The following is a 16,490-nucleotide window of genomic DNA, read 5'->3' on the forward strand; positions in this document are numbered from 1 at the left end:
ACGTAGGCCTGGTGGTGCTTGGAGTGGTGCAGCTCCATGATGCGGCCGGAGATGTGGGGCTCGAGTGCGCCGTAGTCGTACGACAGCTCGGGAAGGGTGTAGACAGCCATGCCGGAATGCCTCCTGGATCGGTGTGTCGTACCGCGGACGGTGCGACAACTGTGGCGAAAGGTTCGGCCGGTGCAAAACCGAGCGAACACGACACCCGTGGAACGCGAACGACCCGTGAGATGTTCCGGCTTGGTGCCGGACCGTCTCACGGGTCGTCGTGCTCCGCAGGGGGAGCGGGTCAGTGCTTGGTGCTGCCGGTGTCGTCAGGGCTGACGATGTGGCTGCCGCCACCCACCGCGGAACCGGACTCCACGGCGTGCGTGGTGTCCGCGGCGCCGAGAGCGTCGTGCTCGCCGTGCGAGTGGGACGCCGCCACCTCGGACGGGGTCACGGGCTCGACCCGGTCCTCGTAGAAGAAGCGCGACAGGCGCTGCATCCGGCGGTCCTTCTTGTAGCCCTTGCGGCGGACACCGCGAGAGTCGGTCGCCGGCTCGATCTCCAGGGGAGCGTGCGCCGTGTAGTTCACACGGAGCCAGCGCTCCTGGTCGTCGAGCGGGCGGTGGACCTCGATGTACTCGCCGTGCGCGAAGCGCACGATGCGTCCGGTCTCGTGCCCGTGCAGGACGAGCTCGCGATCCTTGCGCTGCAGCCCGAGGCAGATGCGCTTGGTGATCCAGAACGCGATCACCGGGCCGACGAAGAGCAGCACACGGAACACCCAGGTGATCGCGTTGATCGACAGGTGGAAGTGCGTCGCGATGAGGTCGTTCGATCCGGCGAGGGCCAGGATGATGAACGCCGTCAGGAAGCCGACGCCCAGGCCCGTGCGGACCGGGACGTTGCGCGGACGGTCGAGCACGTGGTGCTCGCGCTTGTCCTTGGTCACGGCCGCCTCGAGGAACGGGTAGACCGCGAGGAACGTGAACAGCAGGCCCGGGATCACGACCGCCGGGATCAGGATGTTGAGCGAGAGCGTGTAGCCCGCGATCACGTACTCCGTCTGCCCCGGCATGAGTCGCAGCGAACCCTCGAGGAACAGCATGTACCAGTCGGGCTGAGCACCGGCCGAGACGGGGGAGGGGTCGTACGGTCCGTAGTTCCAGACGTTGTTGATGGCCATCGTGGCGCCCATCGCGGCGATGACTCCGAACACCACGAAGAAGAAGCCACCGGCCTTGGCGACGTACACGGGGAACAGCGGGAAGCCGACCACGTTGGCGTTGGTGCGGCCGCCACCCGGGTACTGCGTGTGCTTGTGCAGCACGACGAAGAACAGGTGGAGGGCGACGAGCGCCAGGATGAGGCCCGGGACCACGAGGATGTGCAGCGTGAAGAGCCTCGGGATGATGTGCTCGCCCGGGAACTCGCCACCGAAGATGAAGTACGACATGTACGAGCCGATGATCGGGATCGACTTGACGACGCCGTCGGTGATGCGCAGACCGTTGCCGGAGAGCACGTCGTCCGGGAGCGAGTAACCCGTGAAGCCCGCGGCGAGGCCGAGGATCATCAGGAGGAACCCGACCATCCAGTTGAGCTCACGCGGCTTGCGGAACGCCCCGGTGAAGAACACGCGCATCATGTGCGTCACGATCGCGGCCATGAAGAGCAGGGCCGACCAGTGGTGGATCTGACGCATCAGGAGACCGCCGCGCACCTCGAACGAGGTGTGAAGCGTCGAGGCGAAGGCCTCGGACATGAGCTGGCCGTCCATCGTGGCGGGCTCGCCGTGGTACGTGACCAGGCCCATGCTCGGCACGAAGAACATCGTCAGGAAGAATCCCGAGAGGATCAGGACGACGAACGAGTAGAGGGCGATCTCGCCCAGGAGGAACGACCAGTGGTCCGGGAAGACCTTGCGGGCGAACTCCTTGACGGCCCCGGCGATGCCGGTCCGCTGGTCCAGATAGTCTGCGGTCGCTTCAGCGGGTCCCGCGGTGCTGGTGCTCACTTGAGGCGCTCCCAGTAGCTCGGTCCGACGGGCTCCAGGAAGTCGCTCTGCGCGATCAGGTAGCCCTCGTCGTCAACGGTGATCGGCAGCTGCGGGAGCGGCCGCTTGGCGGGGCCGAAGACGACCTTGGCGCCGTCCGCGACGTCGAAGGTCGACTGGTGGCACGGGCACAGCAGGTGGTGCGTCTGCTGCTCGTAGAGCGCGACCGGGCACCCGACGTGGGTGCAGACCTTGGAGTAGGCGACGATCCCGTCGTAGGACCAGTCCTTGCGGTCCTCGGCCTCCTTGAGGTCACGAGGGTCGAGACGCACCATCAGGACGATTGCCTTGGCCTTCTCGGAGATCCACTCGTGCGAGGTGCGCACCTCTTCCGGCACGTCGGGGATGACGTGGAAGGCGCTGCCGATCGTGACGTCCTCGGCCTTGATCGGGCGGCCCGAGGGGTCGAGCGCGAGGCGCATCTTGGGCTTCCAGAGCGTGTGGCGGAACTTGTTGACGTTCCAGTCTCCACCCACCTCGGCCACGAGGGGAACAGCGATCGCGAGGGGGAAGAGCGCGAGAGCGGTGACGACCGCGCCCTTGAGCACGCCACGACGGGCGATGCCGGAGTCCTGTGCGCCCTCGGTGAGGGCCTGCACGGCCTCGGCGCGGACCGCGTCAGAGCTGCGCTGGCCGTGCCGCTCGTCGACGTGCTCGTGGTCCGACATGAGGGTCTTGGCCCAGTGCACGGCGGCGAGGCCGATGCCGAGGAGAGAGAACGCCAGGCCGAGCCCGATGATGAGGTTGGCCGTCCGGATCCCCGCGATCGAGGTGTCCTCGGGCAGTGCGAAGAACGCGACGAGCATGCCGATGGTGCCGATGATCGAGATCGTGAAGAGGATCACGACCTGCTTCTCGGCACGCTTGGCTGCCTTCGGGTCACGGTCTGCCATCCGGCTCTTGTGAGCCGGGATACCCGGATCCTGGAAGCGGTCGAGCTCGTGCCCATCCTGCTTCGTCAGGTCCGTCGAGTGCTGGTTGTCGCTCACGACGACTTCGCTCCGATCCACACAGCGGCGCCGATCAGCAGGCCCATGCCCACGATCCACACCCAGAGGCCCTCGCTGACGGGGCCGAGAGAACCAAGGTCGAGTCCACCGGCGGAACCGTCACGCTGCTCGACGAGGTAGGCGATGACGTCGCGCTTCTCGTCGGGCGTCACGTTCATGTCGTTGAAGACCGGCATGGACTGCGGTCCGGTCTGCATCGCCTGGTAGATGTTGCGCTCCGAGGTCTCCCACAGCGGGGGCGCGAACTTGCCCTCGGAGAGGGCACCGCCCGCACCGACGGCGTTGTGGCACATCGCGCAGTTGGTGCGGAAGACCGCAGCACCGTTCGACGGGTCACCGAGCGAGGCGTCGACCTGCTCGTCCGTGGGGATCGCCGGGCCGGCGCCCAGGGAGGCGACGTACGCAGCGAGCTGCGCCGTCTGCTCCTCGTCGAACTGGCGCGGCTTCTGGATGGCCTGGGGGCCTTCCATCTGCATGGGCATACGACCGGTCGACACCTGGAAGTCGACAGCGGCCGCTCCGACGCCGACGAGGGACGGGACGGTGTCCGATCCCTCGGCGCTGGGGCCGTGGCAGGTGGCGCAGTTCGCCTGGAAAAGCTTCTGGCCTGTCTCGATGTCCTCGGTGCTGGCGGTGTCAGCGCTGGCTGGACTCGGGGCAAGGGCGGCGTAGACGCCGCCGGTGACCAGCAGCGCCAGCAGCAGCAGCACGACCGGTGCGAAGCGGTGGTGCCTGCGGGCGGCGAGTGCCTTCACGAAATGATCCTCGTCTCGCAAGTGGGGGGTGCAGGGGGCAGATGTGGTTGTCCGGGCATCGGTGCCGCGGGCGTCACCGCGTCAGCGGAGGATGTAGATCACGAAGAAGAGTGCGATCCACACGACGTCGACGAAGTGCCAGTAGTAGGACGTCACGATGCCGGTGGTGGCCTCGTGGTGCCCGAAGTTCTTGGCGGCGAAGGACCGACCGAGAAGGAACAGGAAGGCGATCAGACCACCCACGACGTGGAGTCCGTGGAAGCCCGTGGCCAGGAAGAAGACCGAGCCGTAGGGGTGCGACGAGATGGTGAGTCCCTCGTGCACGAGCTCGGCGTACTCGTAGACCTGACCGCCGATGAAGAACGCACCCATGAGGTACGTGAGCGTGATCCACTCGTTCATCCCCCACCGGTTGACCTGGAAGATCGATCCGGTGCGGACGGGCTGGAAACGCTCCGCCGCGAGGACACCCAGCTGGCACGTCACGGAGGACAGCACCAGGATCGACGTGTTGATCACGGCGAAGGGGATGTTGAGCTTCTCGGTCTGAGAAGCCCACTCCTCGGCGGGTATCACCGATCGAGCGGTGAAGTACATAGCGAACAGTCCAGCGAAGAACATGAGCTCGCTGGCCAGCCACACGATCGTCCCGACCGAGACAGGGTTCGGTCGGTTGACGCTCACGTGCTGGTGGGCGTGGGGGGCAGCCGTTGCGGTCGACACATCAGCCATTATGGCCGACCGCGGAGCGATTTGGACCACTGGATCGGGGGGTGGCGCGCGGCGAATCTCACAAACTCTCCAGATTCTCCCACCAAGCCCTGCACTTCATGACGGATCACGGTGAAGTGCCATGAAACGGCGGGATTTCGGGGGTCGTGACCACGGCCTGGAACGCCCGCGTCCGTCCCGGCGCGCGAGGATGTCGTCCGGGCCTGCGACGTGCCAAGATTCCCAGGAGTGCTGTGCCTCCGGCTCGGCGATCGCGGTGGTCTCCCACCGGACGACCGGCAGGCACGCAGGCTCGACCGGGAACCGGACGAGACCCGACCCAGAAGGAGGCGACGATGACGTCGACGACGAGCGACCTGACGACCACCCACCCGGAGCAGGACACGCTGTCCGAGGTCGGTCCGGTCCAGGCCGCGCGCGCGCCGCACATCCTGCTCTACAGCGACGACGTGACGGTGCGGGAGCAGGTGCGCCTCGCCGTCGGGCGTCGTGTCCGGGCCGGAGCACCCGACATCGTCTGGAAGGAGGTCGCGACCTCCACCGCGGTCGTGGCCGCTGCCGACGCGGGCGGGTGGGACCTGCTCGTGCTCGACGGCGAGGCCGACAAGGCCGGGGGCATGGGCCTGTGCCGCCAGCTCAAGAACGAGATCTTCCGGTGTCCTCCGGTTCTGGTCCTCACCGGCAGGCCGCAGGACGGTTGGCTAGCATCGTGGTCGCTCGCCGACGAGGCCGTCCCCCGGCCGTTCGACGCGATCGAGCTGCAGCGAGCGATCGTCTCGCTGATCGAATGACCTCATGAAGGGCAGATCCCGTGACCACGACACCGGGCACTCCGGCAACCGTCCCGTCCGTCCTCGCACCCCAGGGCACCTCCCTGGTGCCTGAGCAGACGGCGCCGTCGTGGCCGGGTCTCCTCTCGGAGCTCATCGCGGGGCGCGAGCTGAGCCCGGAGCTGACGGCGTGGGCCATGGGCATGGTCCTGTCGGGCGAGGTCAGCCCCGTCCGGCTCGCGGCGTTCCTCGTCGCGCTGCGGTCCAAGGGCGAGACCGTGGGCGAGCTGCGCGGCCTGGCCGACGCGATGCTGGCCCACGCGACCCGGTTCACGGTGCAGGGCCCGACGGTGGACATCGTCGGGACGGGCGGCGACCGTGCGCACACGGTCAACGTCTCGACCATGGCCGCTGTCGTGATCGCCGGGACGGGCGTGCGCGTCGTCAAGCACGGGAACCGCGCCGCGTCGTCGTCGTCGGGCTCGGCCGACGTGCTCGAGGTCCTGGGCATCCGCCTCGACCAGTCCCCGGAGCGGGTCACGCAGCTGGTCGAGGAGGTCGGCATCACGTTCTGCTTCGCGCAGGTCTTCCACCCCTCGTTCCGGCACTCGGCGGTCGCGCGCAAGGAGCTCGGGATCCCGACGGCGTTCAACTTCCTCGGGCCCCTCACGAATCCGGCCCAGCCCCCCGCGACCGCCGTCGGGGTCGCCGACGCGCGCATGGCCCCGCTCGTGGCCGGCGTCTTCGCGTCGCGCGGGACCTCGGCCCTCGTGTTCCGCGGGGACGACGGCCTCGACGAGCTCGCGGCGACCGGTACCTCGACCGTCTGGGAGGTGCGTAACGGCTCCGTCACGACCCGGTCGCTCGACGCGGCGGCCGAGCTGGGCCTGCAGCGGATCTCGGTCGAGGACCTGCGCGGGGCCGACGCGTCGTTCAACGCCGAGGTCGCGCGTCGCGTGCTGGCGGGCGAGACCGGGCCGGTGCGGGAGACCGTGCTGCTCAACGCCGCGGCCGCGCTCGTCGCGGACGCGAGCCTGCCCGGCACCGCCGAGGGGACCCTCGTCGAGCGTCTGCGCGCGGGCATGGTGCACGCGGCGACGAGCGTCGACTCGGGCGCGGCAGCGGGCGTCCTGGAGCGTTGGGTCGCCGCCTCGACGCGGTGACGACAGGGGATGACGACGAGGGCGGGGTGGGGGCGGGAGGCCCGCCCGCACCCCGCCCTCGTGCGTGGGTCAGTCGTCGAGCCCCAGGGCGAACGCCTGCTCGAGGTCGACGTCGGAGTACGCGCGGAACGCGATGAAGGTCTCGGTGCGCAGCACGCCCTCGATCTTGCTGACGCGGTCGGCGATCACGTCGGCCAGGTCGTCGTGCTCCTTGACGCGGACCATGGCCACGAGGTCGGCCTTCCCGGTGACCGAGTAGACCTCGCTGACACCGCGGAGCGAGGCGACCTGCGAGGCCACCTCGGGGATGAGGTTCGGTTCGGTGTCGATCAGCACGATCGCGGTCAGCATGGGTCCTCCGTCGGGTCCGAGGCGCGGGGCCCGTCGTTCGACGAGCCGGGGTCCAATCTAGCCTCGACGTGCTGGGCGACGCGCTGCGCGGTGCGGTCGCGGTCCGCGAAGGCGCGTGCGGAGCGGACGGGCCAGGCGAGCGGGTGGGTCACGTCGACCAGCCGGACGCCGGGCTGCTCCAGCCAGCCGAGGACGAGCTCGGCCTCGTGCGGGTGGCACGCGGGTGCAGGGGCGACGGGCGGCGCGACGTCCTCGGCCGTCGCGACGAGCGCCTCGATGGTCGGCCAGGGGGCGGCACCCGGCGCCGAGACCCCGGTCGCCGCGAGGCGCGCGTGCCGCACGACGACGATCTCCCACCCGCCCCGCTCGAGGGGCTTGGCGGCGACGAGCTCGGCGCACTCCGCGAGCGGCCCGAGCCGTTGCGCGCGGCCGGCCCCGAGCAGGAACGCCTCGAGGCGCGCGGTGACCTCGGCGGCCTGCTCGTAGCGTTCGTCGGCGGCGAGCGCGGCGATCCGCGCGGTCAGGGGGTCGACGACGTCGCTCGGGTCCGCGAGCAGCGTCCGCCGTGCGCGCCCTACGACGGCGGGGTATCCGTCCGGTTCCTGCCTCGTCGTGCAGGGCGCCCCGCACCGCCCCATCTCGGCGAGGGCGCACGCGCTGGCCCCCGGGGCGGGCAGCAGCGGCAGGCGCGGCGTGCACTGGCGCAGGGGCAGCGCGTCGTGCATCGCGTCGATCGCCTGCTGGGCCTGTCTGCGCGACGAGTAGGGGCCGATGTGCGCGGCGTCGGGCTTGACGTCCTGGACGATCGAGAGCCGCGGGTGGTGCTCGCGCGTCAGGCGCACCCAGCTCATGCGCTCGGGGAACTTGGAGCGACGGTTGTAGCGGGGCGAGTGCTCGGCGATGAGCCGCAGCTCGCGGACCTGGGCCTCGAGCACGGTCGCGCACACGACGGGCGTGACGGCGTGCGCGATGCGCACCATCTCGGTCATGCGGCTGCGCTTCTCGGCGGCCGTGAAGTAGCTGCGGACCCGGCGGCGGATCGAGGTCGACGTCCCCACGTAGAGGACCTCCTCGCCCGGACCGCGGAACAGGTAGACGCCCGGTGCGTCCGGGAGGCCGTCGGCGAGGGTGCGCTTGCGCCGCACGTCGGGCGGGACCGGGTCGGTCGCGGTCGCGAGGTCCTCGAGGTGCGTGATGCCGAACGGGGCGAGCCGTTCGAGCAGCGCGTGCAGGACGTCGACCGTGGCGCGCGCGTCGGCCAGCGCCCGGTGCTCGGGGGTCACGGCCGCGTGGAAGAGCGCGGCGAGCGTCGAGAGCTTGTGGTTGGGGGCCTCGTCGCGCGTCACGACGCGCCGGGCGAGGGGGACCGTGTCGAGGACCTGGTTGCCGGGCCAGTCGTAGCCCGCGCCGCGCGCGGCCGCCTTGAGGAACCCGATGTCGAACGGCGCGTTGTGCGCGACCAGGACCGCACCCCGGGAGAACTCGAGGAACGAGGGCAGCACGGCCTCGATCCGGGGTGCGGTCGCGACCATCGCGGTGCTGATCCCGGTCAGGCGGGCGATGAACGCCGGGACGGGCGTGCCGGGGTTGACGAGGGTCTGGAACTCGCCGAGGACCTCGCCTCCGCGGACCTTGACGGCGCCGATCTCGGTGATGCCCGCCGAGGCGGGCGAGCCCCCGGTCGTCTCGAGGTCGACCACGACGAACGTGACGTCCTGCAACGGGGTGCCCAGCTCGTCGAGGCCGAGCTGGACGGGCATGCTCCCGGGGATGGCGTCGGGGGTGAACGAACGGACCGAGAGCTGCGGGGGAGCGGCCGAGGCTGCGGCGGTCGGGGACGGCATGGGCCCGAACGTACCCGGGGGCACCGACACGGTCGGTGGCGGCCGTGCGGGACGTGGCGCACGCCCGCGCCGCGCCGTCAGGACCCGACGCCCCGTTCGCCCGTAGTGTTGACCCATGGATGGGACGAGTCGGGACAACAAGGACGCTGCGCCGCGCTCGGCCGAGATCCCGGGTGCGTCCGCGGGGTCGTCTCCCGAGGGTGACGTCGCACGTCCGCCCGTCCCGCCCGAGGTCCGCACCCAGCTCCTCGAGCTGGCCGCGCGCACCCTCGGCGCGTGGGACCCCGCGACGGTCCCGGCGGCGCTGCGCCGCGTCAGGACGTTCGCGCCGCGTCGGCGCGCCGCGTCCGGCGCGGTCCCGCTCTGGCAGGCGCTCGAGACGAGCCCGTCGTTCCGGTCCGCGGTCGCGGCCACGTGGAGCACCGCGCACCCGCGGGAGGCGCGCGAGCTCGTGCCCGACGGCGCCGCGACCACCGCGACGACCGGCCCCGGCGCGTCGGACGGGCCGGGCGACGACGAGAGGGCCCCCGGCTCGGGCGCCGTCTCCGTCGATGTGGTGGCCGAGCCCCTGGCCGCCCCCACGGAGCCGGCGAGCGCGACGCCGACCGTGCGCGAGGTGCCCCCTCCGGCGCCCGGCCCCGCACCCGACCGCACGTCCGCCCCCGAGGGGAGCGGCGCCGTCGGGCAGGACGGGGGAGCTGCCCCCGTGGCCCAGGCCGTCCCCGACAGGGCGGGGCGCGCCGTGGACCTGGCCGTCGGCGCGTTCCTGCTGCGTCCGGACGACTGGGTGGCCCACCTCGACCGAGCGCTCCAGGACACCCAGGAGCGCGAGCAGGAGCAGCGCCGGGCCCAGGAGGCCGGACGGGCCGTCATCGAGCGCGACAAGGCCCTTGCCGAGCTCGACGCGGCCAGGCTGGCCGCGGCCGCCGACCGCTCCGCGCTCGAGGAGGCCCGTGCCGAGGTCGCGAGCCTGCGCCGCACCGAGCGCAAGCTGCGATCGGACGCCGACCGGGCCCGTTCCGAGGCGCGCGCGGCCCGCGCGGAGGCTGACGCGCGGACGCAGGCCGCCGAGGCGCTCGCCACCCAGGCCGCCGCCGAGCGGCGCGAGGCCGCGGTCGCGCTCGAACGCGCCCACGCTGCCCGCGACGAGGCGCGCACCCTCACGCACACCGGGGCCGAGCTCGCCAACGCGCGGGCGCGACTGCTGCTGGAGACGGTCGTCGACGCGGCGGTGGGTCTCCGCCGGGAGCTCGGGATCCCGCCGACCACGCTGCGGCCGGGCGACACCGTGGCACCCGTCGAGGTCGACGCCGCAGGTCACGGCACGGGCGGCACGACGCGACCGGGCTCGCGCGGTCGCGCAGGCGACGACCCGGCGCTGCTCGACGACGTGCTCGCCGTGCCCCAGATGCACCTGATCGTCGACGGGTACAACGTCAGCAAGACAGGCTTCGGCACGCTCACGCTCGCGCAGCAGAGGCGCCGCCTCGTCGACGGGCTCGTGCGCATCGCGTCGCGCACGGGCGCCGAGGTCACGTGCTGCTTCGACGGCCAGGAGCTGGGGCACATGCCGCCCGCGAGCACGCGCGGGGTGCGGGTCCTGTTCTCGTCGGGGGAGATCGCCGACCACCTGATCCGGCGCCTGGTCGCCGCGGAGCCCGAGGGCCGGCCCGTGGCGGTCGTCACGAGCGACCGCGAGGTGGCCGACGACGTCCAGGCCATGGGGGCGGTCGCCATCGGCTCGCCGGCCCTCGTCGGGCGGCTCGCGCGGCTCTGACGAGTCGGCGGGTCGTCACCCTCGGCGGGCGGGTGCGTCACCCTCGGCGGGCGGGTCGAGAGGCGACGACGGCCGGCCCCCTGGTGGGGGACCGGCCGTCGTGCCCGTCGTTCCGGCGTCTCAGGTCGCGTCAGGTCACTGCGCAGGCACGCCCGAGTAGATCGCGTCGACCTCGACCGAGAAGTCCTTGAGGACGACGTTGCGCTTGACCTTGAGCGACGGCGTCAGGTAGCCGTTCTCGACCGTGAAGTCCGTCGCCAGGATGGTGAACTTGCGGATCGACTCGGCGCGCGAGACGGCCTTGTTGGCGCGGTCCACCGCGGTGTCGAGCGCCGCGAGGACGTCCACGTCGAGCGCGGCGGCGTCGACGCTCATGGGCTCCTTGCCGTGCATCGCGAGCCAGCCTGGCAGGCCCTCGGGGTCGAGCGTCACGAGGGCGCCGATGAACGGCTGGCCGTCGCCGACGACCACGCACTGGCTCACGAGCGCGTGCGCGCGGATGCGGTCCTCGAGCACGGCCGGGGCGACGTTCTTGCCGCCCGCGGTCACGATGATCTCCTTCTTGCGCCCGGTGATGCGCAGGAAGCCGTCCTCGTCGAGCGAGCCCAGGTCGCCCGTGCGGAACCAGCCGTCGACGAACGCGTCGGCCGTGGCCTGCGGGTTGTTGTGGTAGCCACGGAAGACGTGGTGTCCCTGGAGGAGGATCTCGCCGTCCTCCGCGATCCTCGCGCCGCAGCCGGGGAGCTGGGGCCCGACCGTCCCGATCTTGGTCGCCGTGGGGCGGTTGACCGACGTCGGGGCCGTGGACTCGGTCAGGCCGTAGCCCTCGAGGATGCGCACGCCGATGCCGCGGTAGAAGTGGCCAAGGCGCTCGCCGAGCGGTGCGCCGCCCGAGACGGCCCACTTGGTCTGGCCACCGAGCGCCGCGCGCAGCTTCTTGTAGACGAGCGCGTCGGCGACCTTGTGCTGGACCTTGAGGCCGAGACCCGGCCCCTTGGGGTCGTCGAGCGCACGGGACCAGGCGATCGCGGTCGCGGCGGCCCAGTGGAAGATCTTGACCTTGCCGCCCGCGGCGGCCTTCTGCTCCGAGGAGTTGTAGACCTTCTCGAACACGCGGGGCACCGAGAGGATGTACGTCGGCTTGAACTCGCCCAGGTCCTCGAGGAGGGTCTTGGTGTCCGGGGTGTGGCCGAGCACCGTGCCGCCCGCGACGACGAGCACCCCGATGAAGCGCGCGAACACGTGCGCGAGCGGCATGAAGAGCAGCGTCCGGCCGTTGGCCTCGGCGAAGACCTCGGGCAGCGCCTCGACGGCGTTGACGGTCAGCGAGTAGAAGTTCTCGTGCGTGAGCTCGGCCCCCTTGGGACGGCCGGTGGTGCCCGAGGTGTAGATGATGGTCGCAACGTCGGTGAGGTTCGCGAGGCCGCGGCGGCGGGCGATCTCGTCGTCGCTGACGTCCTTGCCCGCCGCCTTGAGCGCGGCGATCCCGCCGTCGTCGATCACGAACACGTCGCGGAGCTCGGGGGCCTGCTCGCGGACCTCGGCGACGGTCGCGGCGTTCGCGGCGGACTCGACGACGAGCAGCTTGACCGCCGCGTCCGAGAGGATCCACTGGACCTGCTCGGCGCTCGAGGTCTCGTACAACGGCACGGGCACGGCTCCCGCGGCCCACGCGGCCCAGTCGAGCAGCGTCCACTCGTAGCGGGTGCGGGACATGATGCCGACGTGGTCGCCGGGCTCGATGCCCAGTGCGACGAGGCCCTTGGCGACGGAGACGACGTCGGTGTCGACCTCCCGTGCCGAGAGGGTCTTCCAGGGGGCGCCCGGCCCGCTCTTGACCTCGATCATGGGGAGGTCTGGCCCGGCGGCGACGCGGGTCGCGAAGAGGTCGTTGAGGTTGTCGAGAGGATCGACATCGATGATGCGCGGTGCGCTGAACTCGTCCATGCTGGCTCCAGTGGCAGAAGTCGACGGTGTGAGAACAGTACCCACAGGTCGCAAGTGTCGTTGACCGCCTCCGAGTCGGTACTCTTCATGGTGCTGTGCGCTGTTGCGCAAGATTTCAGGCCGTACCTGGGCGAAGACCGGGAGCGACCGGACTTCGGAGCCGACGGACGTACGCAGAACCGATGCCGAGGCGGTGCACAACCGTTACCGGCTGGTGTTCTCATCGGGAGTTCCAGACCGCTACGTGAGTGAGGACCTGACATGCATGCCATCGGAGTCGACATCGGCGGAACGAAGATCGCCGCGGGTGTGGTCGACGAGAACGGCACGATCCTTGCGCAGACGCGTCGCGACACCGAGCCCGACGACGTCGCGAGCATCGACGCGGCGGTCGCGGACGTCTACGCGGAGCTGTCCAAGGAGTTCCAGGTCGAGGCCATGGGCCTGGCCGCGGCCGGCTTCGTGAGCCCTGACCGCTCGTCTGTCCTCTTCGCCCCCAACATCGCGTGGCGCGAGTACCCGCTGGCCGACAAGGTCCGCACGCTCATCGGCGACGACGACGTCAAGATCGTCGTCGAGAACGACGCCAACGCGGCGGGCTGGGCCGAGTTCGCGTTCGGCGCGGGCCGCGACGCCACCGACATGCTCATGCTCACGGTCGGCACGGGGCTGGGCGGCGCGATCATCGTCGACCGCAAGCTCGTGCGCGGGCGCTGGGGCGTGGCGGCCGAGGTCGGCCACATGCGCGTCGTGCCCGGCGGTCACTACTGCGGCTGCGGCCACGAGGGCTGCTGGGAGCAGTACGCCTCCGGGAGCGCTCTCGTGCGCGACGGCCAGGCCGCGCTCATCGCCCAGCCCGACCGTGCCGGCGCCCTCCTCGAGCTCGCGGGCGGCGACCCGTCCAAGCTCAACGGTCCCCAGATCACGCAGGCCGCGCAGGCGGGCGACGAGCTCGCGATCGAGCTGCTCGCGACCCTGGGCCGCTGGATCGGCGAGGGGGCCGCGTCGGTCACGGCGCTGCTCGACCCCGAGCTCATCGTCATCGGCGGGGGCGTGGGTGCGGCGGGCGACCTGCTGCTCCAGCCGGTCCGCAAGGCCTTCGCGGACCAGCTCTCGGCACGCGGCCACCGCCCCGAGGCGCAGATCGACCTCGCCCAGCAGGGCAACGAGGCCGGCATCGTCGGCGCGGCCGACCTCGCCCGCAGCTAGTGACCTGCACGGCCCCGGCTTCCGCGTGAGGCCGGGGCCGCGTCGCGCGCGAGGGAGCAGGCGCTCCCCGGGGAGCACCGCCGTCGGGCAGGGTGCAGCGTGGCGCCCGCGCCGGCCACGGCCCGGGCCCGACGGCGCAGCGCGCCCTCAGACGACGGCGCCCGGTCCCGCGTGGTCGTCCTCGCGGCGGTGCGGCATGCGCCAGAGGAGCACGGCCAGCCCTGCGAGGAACAGCCCGCCCGCGACCTGCGCGACGATCGTCGGGAAGGGCCGGAGCACGACCATGCCGACGAGCAGGAGGACCGGGATGCCCGCGACCAGGCCCCAGGCCATGGTCATGAGCGGGTCGCGTCCCATGCCGATCTCGGGGTCCGGGGGAGTGAAGTGGCTCTCGGCGTCCTCGAGGTCCTCGACCTCGGGCGTCGTCGGCCAGTCCCGGGGGCCCGGGGCCTGGACCCAGGGCGCGACGGGGAAGGTCTCGTGCAGGTCGCGCGGGCCGGCGGGCGTCGGGCGGTCGGTGCCGGCGGCGCTCTCCGCGGCCGCGGACACGTCGGAGAGGTCCGCGACGATGTCGGCCCAGCGGGCCTCGACGTCGGGAAGGTCGTCGTGGGGCGTGCTCGATGCGTCGGTCGATCCGGGGTCGGTCGGGTCGATCGCGTCGTCCTTCCCGTCGTTCTCACCCTGCGGTCCTGCATTCGGTGCGGCCATGGGGTTCACTCTAGAGTCGGAAGAGCGCCTCGTGTTCGCGAGGGCCACCAAGGAGGAACGTTGTTCTACTGGTTCATGAAGCAGGTGATGGTCGGCCCCCTGCTCCGGCTGCTCTACCGTCCGTGGACGCGCGGCGTCGAGAACGTGCCCGACGAGGGCGGCGCGATCCTCGCGAGCAACCACCTCGCGGTCATCGACTCGTTCATCCTTCCTCTCGTGCTGAACCGCAAGGTGCAGTTCCTCGGCAAGTCCGACTACTTCACGGGCAAGGGGATCAAAGGGCGCCTGACGGCCGGCTTCATGCGCGGCGTGGGGACCATCCCGGTGGACCGAGCAGGCGGCAAGGCCAGCGAGGCGGCGCTCACCACGGGCCTGAGGGTCCTCGGCGACGGCGAGCTGTTCGGGATCTACCCGGAAGGCACCCGGAGCCCTGACGGGCGTCTGTACCGCGGCAAGACGGGCGTCGCGCGGCTCGCGCTCGAGTCCGGCGCGCCCGTGGTCCCCGTCGCGATGATCGGCACCAACATCGCCCAGCCCATCGGCAAGGTCATCCCCAAGCCCATGCGCATCGGGATCGTGATCGGCGAGCCGCTCGACTTCAGCCGCTACAAGGGCATGGAGAACGACCGCTTCATCCTGCGCTCGGTCGCGGACGAGATCATGTACGCGATCATGAGCCTGTCGGGCCAGGAGTACGTCGACATCTACGCCGCGACGGCCAAGGCGCGCCTCGCCACCGGCCCCGCCGCTACCACACCTCCGGCCTCACCCGCGGCTCCCGGTGGCAGGCCGGTCCCGGACGTCCAGGTTCCGGAACCGCCGCAGGAGGAGCCCGCACCGTCAGTAGACTGAGGGAGCAGGCCGTCCCGCTGCCCCGGGTGATCCCCAGCGTCGAGCGACGCAGGCACGGCGGCATCCTTCAACGAGAGGCTCCTTTGCTATGTCTGATCGTCGGCAGGTCCGTCGCGTCGCACTCCTGACGGCCGGTGGTTTCGCCCCGTGCCTGTCCTCCGCCGTCGGTGGCCTGATCGAGCGCTACACCGAGCTCGCCCCCGAGGTCGAGATCATCGCCTACCAGCACGGCTACCACGGCCTGCTGACCGGCACCAAGATCGTCGTGGACGCGGAGACCCGCAAGAAGGCGGGCGTCCTGCACCGCTTCGGCGGCTCGCCGATCGGCAACTCGCGCGTCAAGCTCACCAACGCGAAGGACTGCGTCAAGCGCGGCCTCGTCCAGGAGGGCCAGGACCCGCTGCAGGTCGCGGCCGAGCAGCTCAAGGCCGACGGCGTCGACGTCCTGCACACCATCGGTGGCGACGACACGAACACCACGGCGGCAGACCTCGCGGCCTACCTCCACGAGAACGACTACGAGCTAACGGTCGTGGGCCTGCCCAAGACGATCGACAACGACGTGATCCCGATCCGTCAGTCCCTCGGTGCGTGGACCGCCGCCGAGGAGGCCGCCGGGTTCGCGCGCAACATCATCGGTGAGCACCGCTCCGGTCCGCGCATGCTGATCGTGCACGAGGTCATGGGCCGCCACTGCGGCTGGCTGACCGCCGCCTCGGCCGCCGAGTACCGCAAGTGGCTCGACACGCAGGAGTGGGTCCCGGGCATCGGCCTGACCAAGGAACGCTGGGACATCCACGCGGTGTTCGTGCCCGAGCTCGCGCTCGACATCGAGGCCGAGGCCGCGCGCCTGCGCACCGTCATGGACGAGGTCGGCAACGTCAACATCTTCCTGTCCGAGGGCGCCGGCATGAACGAGATCGTCGCGCAGCTCGAGGCGTCGGGCGAGACGGTCGAGCGCGACCCGTTCGGCCACGTCAAGCTCGACACCATCAACCCGGGTGCCTGGTTCGCCAAGCAGTTCGCGGAGAAGCTGGGCGCCGAGAAGACCATGGTCCAGAAGTCGGGCTACTACTCGCGCGCCGCTGCTGCGAACGCCGAGGACCTGCGCCTCATCAAGTCGATGACGGACCTCGCGGTCGACTGCGCGTTCAAGGGCGAGTCGGGCGTGATCGGGCACGACGAGGAGAACGGCGACCGCCTGCGCGCGATCGAGTTCCCGCGCATCGCCGGTGGCAAGGCGTTCGACGTCTCGCAGCAGTGGTTCGGCGAGCTGCTGGACGAGATCGGCCAGCCGCTCGTGCCGGCTGCACCCGCGGAGCACTGATCCG

14 protein-coding genes and 1 pseudogene are annotated in these 16,490 nt (G+C 71.1%); 6 read left to right on the forward strand and 9 right to left on the reverse strand.

Features of this window, described 5'->3' with window-relative positions:
• The 5 genes and pseudogenes from WFH32_RS18220 to ctaE form a co-directional block, all read right to left on the reverse strand.
• Nucleotides 1–110: pseudogene (locus tag WFH32_RS18220) on the reverse strand (superoxide dismutase); the annotation flags it as partial.
• A gap of 179 nt (nucleotides 111–289) precedes the next feature.
• Nucleotides 290–2,002 (reverse strand): cytochrome bc1 complex cytochrome b subunit, encoded by a 1,713-nt coding sequence (qcrB, locus tag WFH32_RS18225; RefSeq protein WP_138824251.1) that lies wholly within the window; start codon nucleotides 2,000–2,002, stop codon nucleotides 290–292.
• Entirely contained in the window at nucleotides 1,999–3,030 is a 1,032-nt protein-coding gene (gene qcrA / locus WFH32_RS18230) for a cytochrome bc1 complex Rieske iron-sulfur subunit (RefSeq protein ID WP_318244285.1), read from the reverse strand. The genes qcrB and qcrA overlap by 4 nt, the downstream gene beginning before the upstream one ends.
• Nucleotides 3,027–3,806 carry a cytochrome bc1 complex diheme cytochrome c subunit gene (gene qcrC, locus WFH32_RS18235; RefSeq protein WP_336708713.1) on the reverse strand — a complete coding sequence of 260 codons (780 nt, stop codon included), beginning with the start codon at nucleotides 3,804–3,806 and terminating at the stop codon, nucleotides 3,027–3,029. Before qcrC ends, qcrA begins: the two co-directional genes overlap by 4 nt.
• Before the next feature lie 81 nt (nucleotides 3,807–3,887).
• Nucleotides 3,888–4,538, reverse strand: a complete 651-nt coding sequence (gene ctaE, locus WFH32_RS18240) for an aa3-type cytochrome oxidase subunit III (RefSeq protein WP_138824252.1) — start codon at nucleotides 4,536–4,538, stop codon at nucleotides 3,888–3,890.
• Between the two features lie 335 nt (nucleotides 4,539–4,873).
• Here ctaE and WFH32_RS18245 point away from each other — a divergent pair, with 335 nt between their 5' ends.
• On the forward strand, nucleotides 4,874–5,329 hold the full coding sequence (locus WFH32_RS18245) for a hypothetical protein (protein WP_225228503.1): 456 nt from the start codon (nucleotides 4,874–4,876) through the stop codon (nucleotides 5,327–5,329).
• Nucleotides 5,330–5,412: 83 nt separating this feature from the next.
• Nucleotides 5,413–6,471 carry an anthranilate phosphoribosyltransferase gene (gene trpD, locus WFH32_RS18250; protein WP_336708775.1) on the forward strand — a complete coding sequence of 353 codons (1,059 nt, stop codon included), beginning with the start codon at nucleotides 5,413–5,415 and terminating at the stop codon, nucleotides 6,469–6,471.
• A gap of 69 nt (nucleotides 6,472–6,540) precedes the next feature.
• On the opposite strand, the gene WFH32_RS18255 is transcribed toward trpD, so the two are convergent.
• Entirely contained in the window at nucleotides 6,541–6,822 is a 282-nt protein-coding gene (locus WFH32_RS18255; RefSeq protein WP_138824253.1) for an Lrp/AsnC family transcriptional regulator, read from the reverse strand.
• Nucleotides 6,816–8,666 carry a DEDD exonuclease domain-containing protein gene (locus WFH32_RS18260; RefSeq protein ID WP_442946360.1) on the reverse strand — a complete coding sequence of 617 codons (1,851 nt, stop codon included), beginning with the start codon at nucleotides 8,664–8,666 and terminating at the stop codon, nucleotides 6,816–6,818. Before WFH32_RS18260 ends, WFH32_RS18255 begins: the two co-directional genes overlap by 7 nt.
• 115 nt (nucleotides 8,667–8,781) lie before the next feature.
• On the opposite strand from WFH32_RS18260, the gene WFH32_RS18265 reads away from it, so the two are divergent.
• Nucleotides 8,782–10,443, forward strand: coding sequence for an NYN domain-containing protein (locus tag WFH32_RS18265; RefSeq protein ID WP_336708716.1), 1,662 nt, complete (start codon nucleotides 8,782–8,784; stop codon nucleotides 10,441–10,443).
• 135 nt (nucleotides 10,444–10,578) lie between these two features.
• Here WFH32_RS18265 and WFH32_RS18270 read toward each other — a convergent pair whose 3' ends face one another.
• Complete coding sequence (locus tag WFH32_RS18270) at nucleotides 10,579–12,390, reverse strand: AMP-dependent synthetase/ligase (protein WP_336708717.1); 1,812 nt, start codon at nucleotides 12,388–12,390, stop codon at nucleotides 10,579–10,581.
• A gap of 261 nt (nucleotides 12,391–12,651) precedes the next feature.
• Between WFH32_RS18270 and WFH32_RS18275 the strand changes: the two genes are divergently transcribed.
• Nucleotides 12,652–13,599 (forward strand): ROK family glucokinase, encoded by a 948-nt coding sequence (locus WFH32_RS18275; protein ID WP_191795169.1) that lies wholly within the window; start codon nucleotides 12,652–12,654, stop codon nucleotides 13,597–13,599.
• Nucleotides 13,600–13,746: 147 nt separating this feature from the next.
• On the opposite strand, the gene WFH32_RS18280 is transcribed toward WFH32_RS18275, so the two are convergent.
• Nucleotides 13,747–14,307, reverse strand: coding sequence for a hypothetical protein (locus WFH32_RS18280; RefSeq protein WP_336708719.1), 561 nt, complete (start codon nucleotides 14,305–14,307; stop codon nucleotides 13,747–13,749).
• Between the two features lie 60 nt (nucleotides 14,308–14,367).
• Between WFH32_RS18280 and WFH32_RS18285 the strand changes: the two genes are divergently transcribed.
• Nucleotides 14,368–15,159 carry a lysophospholipid acyltransferase family protein gene (locus WFH32_RS18285; protein ID WP_225227740.1) on the forward strand — a complete coding sequence of 264 codons (792 nt, stop codon included), beginning with the start codon at nucleotides 14,368–14,370 and terminating at the stop codon, nucleotides 15,157–15,159.
• A gap of 88 nt (nucleotides 15,160–15,247) precedes the next feature.
• The gene (locus tag WFH32_RS18290) at nucleotides 15,248–16,486 is read left to right on the forward strand and encodes a pyrophosphate--fructose-6-phosphate 1-phosphotransferase (RefSeq protein ID WP_191795173.1); all 1,239 of its coding nucleotides are present in this window, start codon (nucleotides 15,248–15,250) and stop codon (nucleotides 16,484–16,486) included.
• Nucleotides 16,487–16,490: the final 4 nt, after the last annotated feature.

It is taken from the genome of Oerskovia sp. USHLN155 (assembly GCF_037145535.1).
Lineage (GTDB): Bacteria > Actinomycetota > Actinomycetes > Actinomycetales > Cellulomonadaceae > Oerskovia > Oerskovia rustica.

Bases quoted from the DNA above. Each gene is read 5' to 3' on its own strand.
- ctaE (WP_138824252.1), bottom strand. From the start codon at position 4,538: ATGGCTGATGTGTCGACCGCAACGGCTGCCCCCCACGCCCACCAGCAC.
- WFH32_RS18245 (WP_225228503.1), top strand. From the start codon at position 4,874: ATGACGTCGACGACGAGCGACCTGACGACCACCCACCCGGAGCAGGAC.
- WFH32_RS18255 (WP_138824253.1), bottom strand. From the start codon at position 6,822: ATGCTGACCGCGATCGTGCTGATCGACACCGAACCGAACCTCATCCCC.
- WFH32_RS18260 (WP_442946360.1), bottom strand. From the start codon at position 8,666: ATGCCGTCCCCGACCGCCGCAGCCTCGGCCGCTCCCCCGCAGCTCTCG.
- WFH32_RS18265 (WP_336708716.1), top strand. From the start codon at position 8,782: ATGGATGGGACGAGTCGGGACAACAAGGACGCTGCGCCGCGCTCGGCC.
- WFH32_RS18270 (WP_336708717.1), bottom strand. From the start codon at position 12,390: ATGGACGAGTTCAGCGCACCGCGCATCATCGATGTCGATCCTCTCGAC.
- WFH32_RS18275 (WP_191795169.1), top strand. From the start codon at position 12,652: ATGCATGCCATCGGAGTCGACATCGGCGGAACGAAGATCGCCGCGGGT.
- WFH32_RS18280 (WP_336708719.1), bottom strand. From the start codon at position 14,307: ATGGCCGCACCGAATGCAGGACCGCAGGGTGAGAACGACGGGAAGGAC.
- WFH32_RS18290 (WP_191795173.1), top strand. From the start codon at position 15,248: ATGTCTGATCGTCGGCAGGTCCGTCGCGTCGCACTCCTGACGGCCGGT.